This window comes from Neptunomonas sp. XY-337 (assembly GCF_004959845.1).
In the GTDB taxonomy this organism is placed as follows: Bacteria; Pseudomonadota; Gammaproteobacteria; order Pseudomonadales; family Balneatricaceae; genus Neptunomonas; species Neptunomonas marina.
The window spans coordinates 1-14962 of record NZ_SPLL01000010.1; the positions used below are offsets into that span (position 1 = coordinate 1).

Here is a 14962-nt window from a genome sequence, read left to right on the forward strand (position 1 = left end):
GTATTATAGAGACCTCCCTTCTGCCGTCAACACTTATTTCAACTTTTTAATAAAAAACTCAAAAAAACGTCAAAACCGGTTAAAAAACACACAAAACCATTTAAAACCGAACAAAAAACAATCAACACAGATACAAAAAAACGCCCCAGAGGGGCGTTTAGGTATTAGTGTAAGAAGCTTAATCGCCTAATTTAACGATACAGTGCTTCTTCTTACCAACTTTGACGATAAAGTAATTATCAAACTGTGCGTTATCTCGGGTAAAGGTCTCTTTCACTTTAAAGTTATCATCTAGACCCAACGCAACACCATTGACGACGACAGCACCCCGCTGCAGCGCGTCTTTAATCTGCTTGCCTGTGCCCAAGTCAAAAGCAGATAACAGACTAGTGATCGGCTGTTCAAACTGTTCCGCTTCGTTTAATAGGAAGCAGGGAAGACCATCTTGAGCGATCTGCTCATAATCGTTCTGTGACAAACTCGTCGCATCGCCAGAGAACAACGCATCGGTAATACGCTGAGCTGCAGCAAGACCTTCTTCGCCATGTACGAGTCGTGTCACTTCGCGAGCCAAGACAGCCTGCGCTTCAGGACGCCCTGCCCGTTCTGCGTCCGCTTTTTCGAGCTCATCAATTTCTTCAACAGATAGGAACGTAAAGTACTTAAGGAAACGGTAAACATCCGCATCTGCCGTTTGTAGCCAGAACTGGTAGAACGCGTAAGGCGATGTTTTGTTTGCCGACAACCAAATAGTGCCCGACTCAGTTTTACCAAATTTAGTGCCGTCTGATTTGGTAATCAGTGGCAGAGTAAGACCAAACACGCGATTACCGTTAACACGGCGCGTTAGCTCTGTACCACCGGTGATATTTCCCCACTGATCAGAACCACCGATTTGTAATGTGCAGTTGTGCGAGCTGTTCAGCACTTGGAAGTCATACGATTGCAGAATGGAGTAAGTAAACTCAGTAAAGGAGATTCCTTCACCTTCACGATTAATACGTTGCTTAACTGACTCTCGCGCAATCATTTGGTTAACAGAGAAATGCTTACCTACATCGCGTAAGAACGTCAGAATATCCATACCGCGAGTCCAATCGAGGTTGTTAACCACCTCTGCACTATTAGCTCCGCAATCGAAGTCGATAAAAGCACTCACCTGGGCGCGTAGTTTTTCGACCCAGCCTGCAACGGTTTCATCATCATTGAGCTTACGCTCTTGCGCTTTGAAAGATGGATCACCGATTAAGCCTGTAGCACCACCTACCAATGCTAGTGGTTTGTGACCGTAACGCTGAAAGCGCTGTAGCGCCAATAACGGTACCAGACTACCAATATGCAAGCTGTCGGCGGTAGGGTCGAAGCCACAATAGAGGGTTACACTGCCTTCATTGAGGTGCTGCTCCAACTCCGCTTCGCTAGTCATTTGTGCAACTAGGCCACGTGCTTTTAAATCCTCTAACAGTGTTAACTTACTCATTTAAGTCTCATACCTTTTAATTCATGTCATGGTTAATAAACGCCGCTATTCTAAACGCGGCGCGCGTATTGAACAAATATTCAACGAATATGTCTATCTTCTCCTTGAATAGCCGATAACCATGACGTATTTGTGTATATTTACGAAATCGTTTCATTTGTTAATTAAAAATCGACATTAGGGTCTACTGATGCCGTCATTGAAAAACTTATTACCGCGCCACCGCTTTCCTTCGGTACATATCGCCGCTATCGCTATTTGCAGTACGATCATCGCTATTACTCTGCTGCTACTGCCTACCGAATCCGTTGAAGCCAAGAAAGCGCAAATACCACTCGAGCTGCCCGCAGCAGAGACTGTGATTGCAGCACCAACGTCACCGACCAGTGCAAGCCAACCTACCACAGCACAACCTGTTGCGGTTGAGCCTCCCGTATTGGCTGAAGAGCCAGTGGTTGAAGAGAATTGGGTTTCCTATCTAGTTGAGAAGAATGACAACCTAACGTCGCTCTTCAAACGGGCAGGTCTCACCGCAACCGATGTTTACTACGTAGCGAAGGCCACTGAAGAGGGCAAAGAGCTCAACCGCCTATACCCTGGCGAAACACTGAGCTTTCTGATTGAAGGCGGCGAACTGCAGAAGGTGCGTTATGAAGTCAACGCATTGAAAACGATATTTGTAGAGCGCCAACCCGCCAGCAACACTTACTCCGTCCGTCTACAAGAGCGCACGCCGGTTAGCCAGCAGCGTTTTGTTGAAGGGACTATCGAAAACTCTCTGTTTTTAGATGCCGAAGCCGCGGGCCTATCCGCAAATATGATTATGAAGTTCGCAGCCATTTACGGCTGGGATCTCGATTTCTCGCAGGATTTACGTAAAGGCGACCAATTCCGAGTGCTATATAACGAGCAATATCTGGATGGTAAGAAAATCAACGACGGCCATATTGTTGCCGCACAGTTTATCAACAAGGATCAAACCTATACTGCGATTCGTTACACCGATGCTGAAGGCAACAGCAGCTACTTCACACCAGAGGGCCAGAGTATGCGTAAAGCTTTTTTACGTATGCCCGTCGATTTTGCACGCATCAGTTCGCACTTTAATTTATCGCGCCGCCACCCAGTCTTAAACAAAATCCGCGCTCATAAAGGTGTTGATTATGCAGCACGCACCGGCACCCCCATCAAAGCGTCAGGAGATGGCAAGGTGATCTTTCGCGGCAAGAAGGGTGGCTACGGCAATGTGATCATTTTGAAGCACGGTGGCAATATCACCACGCTCTACGCGCACATGTCTAAGTTCCGCAGCAAAGTAAAACAAGGCAGCTGGGTTAAGCAAGGGCAGGTTATCGGCTATGTGGGTAAAACGGGCTTAGCAACGGGACCTCACCTGCACTATGAGTTTCGCGTCAACGGTGTACATAAAAATCCGATGAAGGTTAAATTCCCGCACGCTCAGCCCGTTCCAAAAGATGAGCAAGCACGATTCCAAACCGCAGCCGCTCACGTATTGCAGCAGTTAAATACATTCGCAGCGACTCAATACGCGCAGGCAGGCAATAACTGATGACAGCCATCCAACGTTATATTGGTGTTATGTCCGGGACGAGCTTAGATGGTATCGATGTCGCTGTTGCAGAGATTGATGAAGATCACTTTCGCTTAGTCGCTGGCGAGGCCTACCCTATTCCAGCGAAACTACGCGAGCAGATCCTCGCACTGACCCAGCCAAGCGACAACGAGATCGACAGGTTAGGCGAGCTTGATACAGCCCTCGGAGAGCTCTTTGCCGAGTGCGTCAGCACCTTTATACGCACTCACCAGCTTAAAGCCAGTGATATCCATGCGATTGGCAGTCATGGGCAGACCATTCGCCACCGTCCAGAGCGTGGTTTTACATTACAAATCGGCGACCCAAACATCATTGCCGCACGCACAAATATCACCACCGTAGCTGATTTTCGCCGGCGCGACCTCTGCTTTGGAGGACAAGGCGCCCCGCTCGTACCTGCGTTTCATCAAGCACTGTTCACATCAAACAAGCGCTCACGCATCATTCTGAATATCGGCGGCATGGCCAACATTACGCTACTGTCACCTCACATAGACAGTAACCTTACTGGCTATGATACGGGGCCTGGCAATGTGCTTCTGGATGCTTGGATAACCCACAGTAAACAACTTAGCTTTGACTCATCGGGCCAGTGGGCAGCAAGTGGCAGCGTCGATAAAGATCTGCTCACGCTGCTGCTTAGCACTGAGTATTTCCAGCAACCACCGCCAAAAAGCACCGGCCGCGAATTATTCCACCTAGATTGGTTACTCAAGAGGCTTGAAACCTATGGCCAGCCCGTTGCCCCCGCTGATGTACAAGCAACACTGGCAGAACTCACCGCGATCACTATTGCACACGAAGTGGCGCGCCATAACCTCGATGAGGTTGAGCTATATGTTTGTGGTGGAGGCGCACATAACACGCATCTTATGTCACGGTTAGAAGCGCACATTCAACCTCGCCTTATCGAAGATACCCACGCACTGGGCTTATCACCAGACTGGGTCGAAGCAGCCGCGTTCGCGTGGCTGGCTTATCGCAACTTACAGCAATTAAGTGGCAACTGCCCTGCGGTGACAGGCGCATCGCAAGCTACGCTGCTAGGGGGGGTCTACCCCGCTTTTCGCTGACGTAATTGATAGAGGGAAACTAGGAGACATAAAAAAGGCAGCTTAATAGGCTGCCTTTTTCGATCAGATTGAGAATGACGAGCCGCAACCACAGGTGGTCGTTGCGTTGGGGTTGTTAATTTTGAACTGAGAGCCTTGCAGCCCTTCCGTGTAATCAACCTCCGCGCCTTCAAGATACTGGTAGCTCATAGGATCCACCAGCATCGTTACGCCCATATTCTCGATCTGCGTATCGTCCTCTGCTGCGGCCTCATCAAAAGTAAAGCCGTAAGAGAATCCCGCACATCCACCGCCTGTGATAAACACACGCAGCTTCAGTTGATCGTTTTCCTCTTCCTCAATTAGGCTTTTTACTTTTGTCGCAGCTGCATCGGTAAAGACCATAGATCCAGACATAGTTTACTCGTACCTAAATTAACTTTGGTTACCTATTGTAATTAACCGAGTAGTTTAGTCAAGTTTAAGGCATCATGCCCGTATGGGATAAACCAGCATCTTCAGGCAGATCAAACATAATGTTCATATTCTGAATCGCCTGCCCCGCAGCCCCCTTAACGAGATTATCGATCACAGAAAGCACCACCACCGTATCATCGTTTTGCGGGCGGAATACACTGATCCGACACATGTTTGCTCCTTTAACGCTGCGCGTTTCAGGGTGACTGCCCGCTGGCATCACATCAACGAACGGCTCATCCGCATAACGCGATTCATAAAGCGCTTGCAAACCATCCACTGGATCTTTCAACGTAGCGTACAGCGTTGCGTGGATACCACGGATCATCGGGGTGAGATGGGGCACGAAAGTCAATCCAACCGGACGATCTGCCGCTAGGCTCAAACCCTGACGGATCTCTGGCAAGTGACGGTGGCCACCAGCTGCGTAGGCTTTCATACTCTCGCTGGTTTCACAAAGCAGCGAACCAACCGATGCACCGCGCCCAGCACCACTAACACCAGACTTACAGTCAGCAATCAAACGGCGGTGATCGACCAAGTTATTCTCAAGCAGCGGTAAAAAGCCCAATTGTGCAGCCGTCGGGTAGCAACCCGGGCACGCAATCAACTGTGCCTGTTTGATCTGTTCACGGTTGACCTCTGGAAGACCATACACCGCCATCTCAACGAGATCTGGGCACGTGTGTTCAAGCTTGTACCACTGTGACCATAGCTCTACATCTTTAATACGGAAGTCCGCACCAAGATCGATAATTCGCACACCACGCTTAACCAGCTCAGGCGCCATGCTCATCGCAACACCATGAGGCGTTGCAAAGTAAACAACATCACAGGCGGCCAGTGCTTCCGTGTCAGGCACCGTGAAAGCGAGGTCGTAGTGTCGTCGCAGGTTCGGGAACATATCAGCAACTTTTACACCTGCTTCAGAGCGAGAGGTAATAACGCTCACCTCAACATCAGGATGATTTGCTAACAGGCGTAACAGCTCAACGCCGGTATAACCTGTACCACCTACAATACCTACTTTAATCACTTGGACCTCTCATCGGGCTACAAAAACTGATAACGTAGGGCACGCACAAGCGCGAGCCTACGCCCTTATAATAGCGAGCAGGCCGAGCAAAGACTATCCGCAGTTGGTTATAGATTTTGATGATTAAGCAGCAACTGACCCTACAACACTTTCGCGAGCGCCTATCGCATTTCGATGCTTTGCCTCAGCTGGTGATTCTTGGCCTAGCTTCCGGTGTCATCACCGGCCTACTGATGGTACTTTTTCGGCTCGCCGTTGAGCTCCCCCTGAGCGCATGGCTCGCGAACCCCGAGAATTTCGAAGAGCTTACCGTTCTGGAACGCCTAACTTGGCCGCTGATAGGCAGTGCGGTGCTTATCGCGATCTACTTAACGTGGCCCAGAATTGCCCGCCAAGTGGGGATGGCTAACCTGCTGCAGCGCATGGCTTACCACCAAGGCTATATCCCTTTTAGCAGCTTAGTTATGCAGTTCGTGACCGCATCAGTTGCATTGATCAGTGGCCACTCTGTCGGGCGGGAAGGCCCGGCTGTCTTCTTAGGTGCGGCGGGTAGTAGCTGGTTAGGGCAGCAACTTAAAGTGCCCAATAACTCCATTCGCTTATTGATCGGCTGCGGCACGGCAGCGGCAATATCCGCCGCCTTCCACACTCCTTTAGCGGGCGTTATCTTCGCAATGGAAGTTATTCTGCTCGAATATACGCTCATTGGTTTCACACCGGTTATCGTGTCTGCCGTGGCAGCTGATCTGCTGATGCGCACCACGCTGGGTTATCACGATGCCTTTGATGTTCCACCCTTTACGATCAACTCACTCGCTGAGCTGCCGTGGGTGATGTTGCTTGGCGTGACTGTCGGGGTATGTGCCGCAGCGTTTAGCCACCTTATGCTGCAAACAGTACGCCTTTCTCAAACACCTGTGTGGTTGCGCTTCTCTTTGGCGGGCTTAATTACTGGCACGGTGGCGTGTTTCTATCCGCAGATCATGGGCGTCGGCTACGATACCATTGGCGAAACACTCGCAGGCTCATTGGAACTGCAGCTACTCGTGGGGCTGCTGCTCGCAAAGCTCATTGTCACCCCCATCATATTAGGCCTGGGTATTCCCGCAGGTCTTATTGGCCCCACGCTGTTTATCGGTGCATTAATCGGCTCTATTTTTGGCCAAGTGGGAACACATTTGGCCGATAGCAACGTCTCCCACATTGGCCTTTACGCCATGTTGGGTATGGGCGCGATGATGGCTGCGGTGCTCAATGCACCGCTCGCCGCACTCGTCGCGCTACTTGAGCTAACCGGTAATCCAAACATTATTTTCCCAGGCATGATCGCAATCGTGATCAGCAACCTCACTGTGCGCTACTTCTTCAACTTGCCCTCTATTTTCTTATCCTCTTTACAAGCTCAAGGGCTCGACTATCGCCAAGAGCCTCTCGCTCAGGCTTTATCGCGCGCCGCAGTCGGTAGTCTGATGGAGCGAAACTTCGTTTCAACGCCCTCATCACTACAGGCATCCACCGCCAGCCAGCTACTATCAGAGCAGCCCGTGTGGATCTTAGTTGATGAAAACAGCGATACACCAAGCTTTGTGATGCCCCCGAAAGAACTGCAAGACTACTTGGCACGTAAAGAGGAAAAGCAGACGATTGATCTATTGGAGATGCCAGCTGAACGATTTGATGTCACCACTATCAGCTTTCGTGCCACACTGCACGAAGCACTACAGATGATGAACGAACGCCAAGTCAGCTTGCTCTGCGTACAGAGCAATCAAGGAGATATTCTCGGTATGCTGACACGATCACAGATTGAATATTATTACACGCATAAACAAACACCATGACACAACTATATGGCCTCTATGGCATTACCGATAGCGAACTGTTACCCAACGATGAAACGCTATTAGACAGCGTACAAAAAGCGCTAGAAGGCGGTATGCGTATTCTGCAATATCGCGACAAATCATCCGACTCTACACGCCGCCTGCGCCAAGCTAAGGCGCTGGTCGCACTCTGCCACCAGCATAACGCCGTTTTACTCATCAACGATGATATAGAGCTCGCCAAGCTAAGTGGAGCTGATGGCGTGCACCTGGGGCAAGGCGACGGTTCTCCAAGCCAAGCGCGTGCCGCTCTTGGCGCTCAAGCCATCATTGGCGTCACCTGCCACGACCAACTGGAGCTTGCTCAAGAAGCCGCGGCTCAAGGGGCTGATTATGTGGCATTTGGCGCATTCTTCCCCTCTAAAACAAAACCCAATGCCAAGCCTGCACCTCTGGAGTTACTGCACACAGCTCAACAAGAGATCAACGCGCCAGTGGTGGCGATTGGGGGAATTACTGTGGATAATGCCCACCAAGTAATCGATGCAGGTGCGCAGATGATTGCGGTGGTACATGCGCTCTTTGCAGCCGCCGATATCACCGCCCAAGCACGCGCATTTAATCAGACTTTCAACCGGATTGAAGATTAAGGTTATTCTATGTCACGTTCAGCAGATCTATTCCAAGCAGCCCAAGAGCATATTCCAGGCGGCGTAAACTCGCCGGTTCGCGCATTTAAAGGGGTCGGTGGTACACCCGTATTCTTTAAGCGCGGCCAAGGCGCATACCTCTACGACGAAGATGACAACGAATATATCGACTACGTGGGTTCGTGGGGGCCAATGATTCTGGGTCATGCTCAGGAAGACGTACTGAATGCCGTACGTAGTATGCTCGACAACGGCTTAGGCTTCGGTGCCCCAACGGCGATTGAAACCGAGATGGCTAACAAAGTGTGCGAGCTCATGCCTTCCATCGAGATGGTGCGCATGGTGAGCTCAGGCACAGAAGCAACGATGAGCGCTATCCGCCTAGCGCGCGGTTTTACCGGGCGTGACAAAATCATCAAATTCGAAGGCTGCTACCACGGCCACTCAGACTCACTGCTCGTCAAAGCAGGCTCTGGCATGTTGACTCTGGGCGAGCCCAGCTCACCGGGTGTACCGGCATCCCTAGCCGAGCATACCATCACGCTGACCTACAATGATGTTGACAATGTCCGCCAAACCTTCGCTGAGCTTGGTGACCAAATCGCCTGCATCATCGTGGAGCCAGTCGCTGGCAACATGAACTGCATCCCGCCCCAGCCTGGTTTCCTAGAATGCTTGCGCGAAGTCTGTGACGAGCATGGCAGTGTACTGATTTTCGATGAGGTTATGACGGGCTTCCGCGTTGCTTTGGGCGGTGCTCAAGCTCACTTCAACGTTAAACCAGACCTCACAACACTGGGTAAAGTGATCGGTGGTGGTTTACCTGTTGGTGCGTTTGGTGGACGCCGCGACATCATGTCTCACATCGCGCCACTCGGCCCGGTTTACCAAGCGGGCACCTTATCGGGCAATCCTCTGTCGATGAGTGCAGGTTTGGCAATGCTGAATGCGCTAGATGCTGACCGTAGCATTCACGAGCAACTTTCAGCGAAAACAGAGCTACTGACTCAAGGTTTGGAAGCGAAGGCGCTCAAGCATGGTATTCCTTTCACCACCACGGCGGTGGGCGGTATGTTTGGCCTCTTCTTCACTGATCAAGCGGACGTGACAACCTTCGCTGAGGCGACCGCGTGCGATACAGAACGCTTCGCGGCGTTCTTCCAAGGCATGCTAAAAGAGGGCGTTTATCTGGCACCGTCTGCGTATGAGGCAGGCTTTATGTCTGCAGCAACGTCAGAAGCGGACATCGATCGTACGATTGACGCAGCAGATCGCGTATTCGCAACGTTAAAGTAACGATCTCACGATGCTAACGGTACTTCACCTAAGCGTAATTTTGGGCTGCATCGTGTGTTCAGCCCTGCTCTTTCGACAGCCTGAAAAGCTCAATGAGCAGAGCAAAACGCTCGCATCGCTGATTTTGATGGCGGTGGCGTTTATTGCTGCCGCCGAGGTGGGGCAATTGACGCTTACGAACAGCTCGCAAGACGCCCAAACCATGCAGCGTTTACTGAGCAATCTAGCGACCTACATCAGCACACCGTTAATGGCGTCGCTTTTGTTTGCAGCAAGCTTTGGCTATCACTTCTCTCGCCGAGGCTGGGGGCGCTGGGTACTGGCGTTGTTTGCGATGTTCGAGCTGATGCGTCGAATGGAGCTCGGCGTAAGTTACTCGGTGGTACTGGGTGCGCTCACGGTTGCGGCGCTGGTCATTGCGTTTGTGCGCTTTAGTAGCCCAAGCGTGCGTACAGCGGGCTTAATCACCGCAGGCTGCTGGGGTGTCTCTATGCTGGTCGCTGGGCCTTATCCTGTTTGGCAGGGCTTGCAGAGCGAACCGTTGCGGCTCACCAGTTTTGCGGCGGGCCTTATCGCCTTCGGTATAGCCACCGGCCAAGTGATCCGGCTCCAACAAGCAGAGACAAAAAAAGAGGCCGATTAGGGCCTCTTTTTCGTTACTTCGCGTTACTTATAACGCTTTGCCACCGCATCCGCTTTGTTGGCACCCTCTAAATCACCCGCATCGCTGCGAATTGATGCCACCAGCTTCCAAAGGCGGTACAGCTGCTGGTTTTGTCCCGCCGCCGTTGCGACACCTTTCAACGCTACCTGTTCCGCTTGCAAGAACTCACCTAAGCGGCGGTGTGTATCCGCCAAGAAGTAGTAAACCGCTGGGTCATCAGGCGAGATACGCTGTGCTCGCGACAAACTCGTTTGGGCATTCCGTAACTGCCCGTTGCGCGTTTGGGTTTTCGCCGTATCCAGCAGCGCCACAACCGCTGGGTTTTGCTTGCGTACAACTTGCGTTGGAGCAACAGGTACGGGGTTCTTGGTACGCTGCTCCTGTTGGACATCTTCACGCTGTGAGCGAATCACAGGAGATGGCCCAACCGGCGTAACCTTGACGCCTAAGGAGGGGTCAGCAGGTGTAACGACACTGTTATTCTCTGGCAGCGGCTTTGAAACCGTTGAGCGGTCTTCTACCGCTGGCTGATAAACCGATTGTGTGGAACAGCCCGCCAGTAAGATAACAAGGCTCAATGTTGATAGATTAAAAAAGGACTTCACGCGCTCTATTACTCCTGCCTAAACCATTGCCGAAACCAATCCAGTGGCTCACTGGCCTTATTCTCTACAGGTTCCAGTCCGCAATCAACTCGATATTCAGGGCGATCCCCCCGCTTAAACGGCACTTGAATCGCACCTTGGCAGCGCTCATCCGACAAATAACCCGTTTCATCATCCACCCAAAGGTAGTCAATTCCCTCTGGAGCTGGTGCTAAGAAGGGCGTAGGCTTTTCAGCTTTCATAAACGCGGTCCAAACCCTTAACGCGCCACCAGAGCCAGTAAAAGGTAGCGGCTTGTTATCATCCCTCCCGAGCCAAACAACGGCTAGGCGGTTGCCTGTGAAACCGGCAAACCAGCTATCCCGCTGATCATTCGAAGTACCCGTTTTGCCCGCCGCATTCAACGAACTCGGCAGTTGCGAGTACATATATCGTGCCGTGCCTTCACGTGCGACCTCTTGCATCGCATATTGCAGCAGATGAATATCTTCACCCGGCACCGTTTGCTGCACTTGGAATGGGTATCGGGAGAGCTCTTGCCCGTAGCTGTCCGTCACCATACGGATAACTCGCAGCGGCATTTGGAAACCATTCGCAGCGATCGTCTGGTACATTCCCGCCACCTCAACAGGAGACATCCCCTGCGCGCCTAGCAGCAAGGAGGGATAAGGATCAATCGGCCTATCAACCCCTAGATCGCGTAGCGTATCAATCACTGAATCCAGCCCGATGTCGAGCCCTAAGCTTGCGGTAGAAAGGTTATAGGACTTAGCCAGCGCTCGATGCAACGGCACTGCCCCATGCGCTTTACGATCAAAGTTTTGCGGCTCCCACACTTGACCGTTTGCCATCTCAACCCGCAATGCCTCGTCTTGCAGCGGCGACACCAAAGAGTAGCCCCGCTGAAGTGCAGCAAGGTAAACCGCCGGTTTTACCAACGAACCGATGGGGCGCACAGCGTCAACGGCACGGTTAAACCCTTCGTAACGAGTACTGCGCCCACCAATAATACTGAGCACTTCGCCAGTTTGTGGGTCAGTCACCACCATACTGCCCTCAAGCGACGTCGCTCTTTTGCCGTAACGCTGTTCAAGCTTTTTCAAGCCAGCAACCATCGCTTTTTCAGCTTTTGCTTGGCTAATGGGGTCAAGGCTTGTGAATACGCGCAGCCCTTCAGAGCGCAGATCCTCCTCGTGGTAGTTCTCTCGCAGTTGGCGTTTCACCACATCGAGATATGCAGGATAAGCCCCTTTTAACAGGCTCTTTTGCTTCACGATCCCTAACGGCGCTTTCACCGCCTGACCGTATTGAGCTGCATCGATATGGCCAGTATCACGCAGTACCCGCAAAACAAGGTCACGGCGCTTTTTAGCGCGTTCTGGGTGGCGACGCGGGTCATAGTAGGAAGGCCCTTTTACAAGACCGGCAAGCAGTGCAGCTTGGTGTAACTTAATCTCTGCCAACGGCTGGCCAAAGAAGTATTGAGAGGCTAAACCAAAGCCGTGAATGGCCCGGTTACCCTCTTGCCCCAGATAAACCTCATTGAGGTAAGCCTCTAGAATTTCATCTTTGCTGTAATGGAAATCCAATAGCACCGCCATCGGCATCTCCATCAACTTACGCGCCAATGTACGATCAGAGGTTAAATAGAAGTTTTTAATGAGCTGCTGGGTTAACGTACTACCGCCCTGCACAAAGCGTTTCGCTTTAATATTGACCCACATCGCACGGGCAATACCCTTCGGCGACACACCAAAATGGGTGTAGTAATCACGGTCTTCTATAGCCACCAAAGCACGTACGAGATCAGCAGGGACATTCTCGATTCTAACGAGATCTCTATCTTCATTATTCTGTGGATAGATGCCCCCGATCAGTACGGGTTCAAGCCGTGCGAGATGCGCTGCACGGCCCCCCTCTTTCATACCAGAGAGCTGCCCCCCAGCGAAACTGAGCTGCAGGTTTCGGCTCGTTTCACTGCCATCGGGAAACTCGAAGCCACGCGTTACCAACCGCGCTCGGGTTTTGGAAAACTCCGCTTGCCCGGGCTCTTTTGCCGAGCGGACAAACTTGTAACCCAACCCTTTAAGTTCTAGCTTCAAGTCTTGAATCGAGAGCTGAGCACCGGGATATAGCTCCAACGGCCTCGCATACACCTTAGCGGGCAGCGCCCAGCGCTTGCCTTCAAATTTTTCTCGTATCTGGGCATCGAGATAAACCAGACCAATCGCCGCCATCACTGCGCCAAGAAAGGAAAGTTTTAGCAGGAATACACCCAAGGCACGCCAGCGGCTGCGCGGCTGGCTCTTTTTACCACGCTTGGTGGTTGTCGCTTTATTAGCAGATGTTCTCTTTTTACTCATCGGGCAAGTATAATCCCTTCACCTTTCGTTAAACACAGTGGACTTCATGCATTCAGAACTGATTGCTGCGCTATCGACTCCGGCGGCCTATGACCATGAGGTGGCCGAGCCAATTCATGTTATCGAGACTCACATCTCTTGGCTTTTCTTGACGGGCGAGTTTGCCTACAAGCTTAAGAAACCCGTTGATTTTGGCTTTCTTAACTTCACCACTCTAGACAGCCGCCGTCATTACTGTGAGGAGGAACTACGGCTTAATCAACGCCTCGCGCCTGATATCTATCATGCGATGATGGCAGTCGTTGGGCCACTCAGTGCGCCACGTATGATACCGGCCGATCAGGTCACCGAAGCAGACGATGTGCTTGAATATGCGGTGCAAATGTACCAGTTTGACGATGAACAACGTCTTGATCGTATCCTGAGTAACAAACGCTTCGAGACGATCTGGATAGATATGCTTGCCGAGCAGATCGCCGATTTTCACCAGCGCGTGCCGCATGTCGCACAAGATAGTCCATGGGGTGAGGCCACAACCATCTGGGAGGTGGCGGGTGACAACTACACCCATATTCCCGAAGCACAACTAACTCCCAACGATTGGCAACAGCTCCAATTGCTATCTCAGCGCGCCGCACAGCAGTTCCGCCAACTGATCCCAACGATTGAACGCCGTAAGCGCGAAGGGCACGTACGCGAGTGCCATGGCGACCTACACTTGGCCAACATAACACTGTTTCATGACACCTTGCGCTTGTTCGACTGCATTGAGTTCAACCTACAATTCCGCTGGATAGACACCATCTGTGATCTCGCGTTCCTTTTGATGGATCTTGAAGTCAAAGGCGAGTACCGCTGGTCTAACCGGTTACTCAACCGCTACCTTGAAATCAGCGGCGATTATCAAGGCTTAGAGGTGCTCAACTTCTATAAATCGTACCGCTCCATGGTGCGCGCAAAAGTTGCCATGTTGGGCGAGCGGCCCAATCTCGCTGAGTTCCGCCGTTACCTCAACTTAACCCAAAGCTACACCCAACAAACCAAGCCAACACTGTTCTTGATGCATGGCGTTTCAGGCAGCGGCAAAAGCCATTTGAGCCAACAGCTGGTCGAGCGGATTGATTGCATCCGTATTCGCTCAGATGTCGAGCGTAAACGGCTGTATCGCGAACTCAGCCATCGCGGCGAATCTCCGCAACTGTACGGCCAAGAGATGAATGCGCGTACTTTCCAATACCTGTTTGAGCTCGCGCGCAGCCTGCTGGCAGCGGGGTACTCTGTGATCGTCGATGCCACCTTTATACGGGCACGCACCCGCCAAAGCTACTTCCAGCTCGCCGAGAACCTGGGGGTACCCGCACGTATTATCAGCTGTGAATGTGAGGAGAAGTTGATCGAAGCCCGCCTACGACGCCGCAGCGCCGAGGGCGTCGATGCATCAGACGCAGATGTCGAGGTGATGCAAGACCAGCTCATTCACGCACAGCCGCTGACCGCACAAGAAGAGCCCTTCTCGTTTCTCATCAACACCGACGATGATGAAGCGGTTAGCCGCTTAGTGAATCAACTGATATCGCAAGGCCTAACCCACCCTTAAGGGGATGTTAGCGAGAAGGTGATCGGCGCCCGCGCCCGCACAAAACCTCGGGTGTGCGGCGTGAAGCGCCACTGCCGGACCGCCTTCATAGCCGCTTGATCGAGCGCTTGTGAACCTGAGCTTTGCTCAATCTCCGCATACTTCACCCGCCCGCCTGGGCCGATGGTGATTAAGACACGCACCTCACCTTCCACCCCGCGACGGCGCGCCATACGTGGATAGCGCGGTTTCACCGGCGGCGCAGCAAAGCGCAATGCTGACCATTCAATATTGATGGGTTGCTCTGCTGTACCACTTAGTTGCG

The 14962-nt window shown here is 51.9% G+C and carries 14 protein-coding genes; 8 read left to right on the forward strand and 6 right to left on the reverse strand.

Features of this window, described 5'->3' with window-relative positions:
- Window positions 1-190: hypothetical protein (locus tag E4L36_RS17930; RefSeq protein ID WP_206064611.1), on the forward strand; the 190-nt coding region annotated here is incomplete at its 5' end.
- Here the strand turns inward: E4L36_RS17930 and tyrS are convergent.
- Window positions 179-1480: a tyrosine--tRNA ligase gene (gene tyrS, locus E4L36_RS17230; protein WP_136681602.1), complete on the reverse strand. Its 1302-nt coding sequence runs from the start codon at window positions 1478-1480 to the stop codon at window positions 179-181. The two genes, E4L36_RS17930 and tyrS, sit on opposite strands and share 12 nt — an antisense overlap.
- Before the next feature lie 190 nt (window positions 1481-1670).
- Here tyrS and E4L36_RS17235 point away from each other — a divergent pair, with 190 nt between their 5' ends.
- On the forward strand, window positions 1671-3050 hold the full coding sequence (locus tag E4L36_RS17235; RefSeq protein ID WP_136681603.1) for a peptidoglycan DD-metalloendopeptidase family protein: 1380 nt from the start codon (window positions 1671-1673) through the stop codon (window positions 3048-3050).
- The gene (locus tag E4L36_RS17240; RefSeq protein WP_136681604.1) at window positions 3050-4168 is read left to right on the forward strand and encodes an anhydro-N-acetylmuramic acid kinase; all 1119 of its coding nucleotides are present in this window, start codon (window positions 3050-3052) and stop codon (window positions 4166-4168) included. The genes E4L36_RS17235 and E4L36_RS17240 overlap by 1 nt, the downstream gene beginning before the upstream one ends.
- Before the next feature lie 63 nt (window positions 4169-4231).
- Here E4L36_RS17240 and erpA read toward each other — a convergent pair whose 3' ends face one another.
- Together erpA and argC are read right to left on the reverse strand one after the other, a co-directional pair.
- A complete protein-coding gene (gene erpA / locus E4L36_RS17245; RefSeq protein ID WP_127696072.1) occupies window positions 4232-4564 on the reverse strand; it encodes an iron-sulfur cluster insertion protein ErpA in 333 nt (110 codons plus the stop codon).
- Between the two features lie 64 nt (window positions 4565-4628).
- Entirely contained in the window at window positions 4629-5660 is a 1032-nt protein-coding gene (gene argC / locus E4L36_RS17250; protein WP_136681605.1) for an N-acetyl-gamma-glutamyl-phosphate reductase, read from the reverse strand.
- A gap of 119 nt (window positions 5661-5779) precedes the next feature.
- Between argC and E4L36_RS17255 the strand changes: the two genes are divergently transcribed.
- Genes E4L36_RS17255 through E4L36_RS17270 form a run of 4 tightly spaced genes read left to right on the forward strand, consistent with a single transcriptional unit; the run spans window position 5780 to window position 10072 of the window.
- Window positions 5780-7501: a chloride channel protein gene (locus E4L36_RS17255; RefSeq protein ID WP_136681606.1), complete on the forward strand. Its 1722-nt coding sequence runs from the start codon at window positions 5780-5782 to the stop codon at window positions 7499-7501.
- Window positions 7498-8133, forward strand: a complete 636-nt coding sequence (gene thiE / locus E4L36_RS17260) for a thiamine phosphate synthase (RefSeq protein ID WP_136681607.1) — start codon at window positions 7498-7500, stop codon at window positions 8131-8133. The genes E4L36_RS17255 and thiE overlap by 4 nt, the downstream gene beginning before the upstream one ends.
- Before the next feature lie 9 nt (window positions 8134-8142).
- Window positions 8143-9429: a glutamate-1-semialdehyde 2,1-aminomutase gene (hemL, locus tag E4L36_RS17265; protein WP_136681608.1), complete on the forward strand. Its 1287-nt coding sequence runs from the start codon at window positions 8143-8145 to the stop codon at window positions 9427-9429.
- Between the two features lie 10 nt (window positions 9430-9439).
- The gene (locus E4L36_RS17270) at window positions 9440-10072 is read left to right on the forward strand and encodes a hypothetical protein (RefSeq protein WP_136681609.1); all 633 of its coding nucleotides are present in this window, start codon (window positions 9440-9442) and stop codon (window positions 10070-10072) included.
- Window positions 10073-10095: 23 nt separating this feature from the next.
- On the opposite strand, the gene E4L36_RS17275 is transcribed toward E4L36_RS17270, so the two are convergent.
- Window positions 10096-10698, reverse strand: a complete 603-nt coding sequence (locus E4L36_RS17275; protein WP_136681610.1) for a tetratricopeptide repeat protein — start codon at window positions 10696-10698, stop codon at window positions 10096-10098.
- 8 nt (window positions 10699-10706) lie between these two features.
- Complete coding sequence (gene mrcB, locus E4L36_RS17280) at window positions 10707-13061, reverse strand: penicillin-binding protein 1B (protein WP_136681611.1); 2355 nt, start codon at window positions 13059-13061, stop codon at window positions 10707-10709.
- Window positions 13062-13107: 46 nt separating this feature from the next.
- On the opposite strand from mrcB, the gene E4L36_RS17285 reads away from it, so the two are divergent.
- Window positions 13108-14658 carry a bifunctional aminoglycoside phosphotransferase/ATP-binding protein gene (locus E4L36_RS17285; RefSeq protein ID WP_136681612.1) on the forward strand — a complete coding sequence of 517 codons (1551 nt, stop codon included), beginning with the start codon at window positions 13108-13110 and terminating at the stop codon, window positions 14656-14658.
- On the opposite strand, the gene E4L36_RS17290 is transcribed toward E4L36_RS17285, so the two are convergent.
- A partial coding sequence (locus E4L36_RS17290; protein WP_169051575.1) for an energy transducer TonB occupies window positions 14655-14962 on the reverse strand: 308 nt, incomplete at its 5' end. The genes E4L36_RS17285 and E4L36_RS17290 overlap by 4 nt on opposite strands.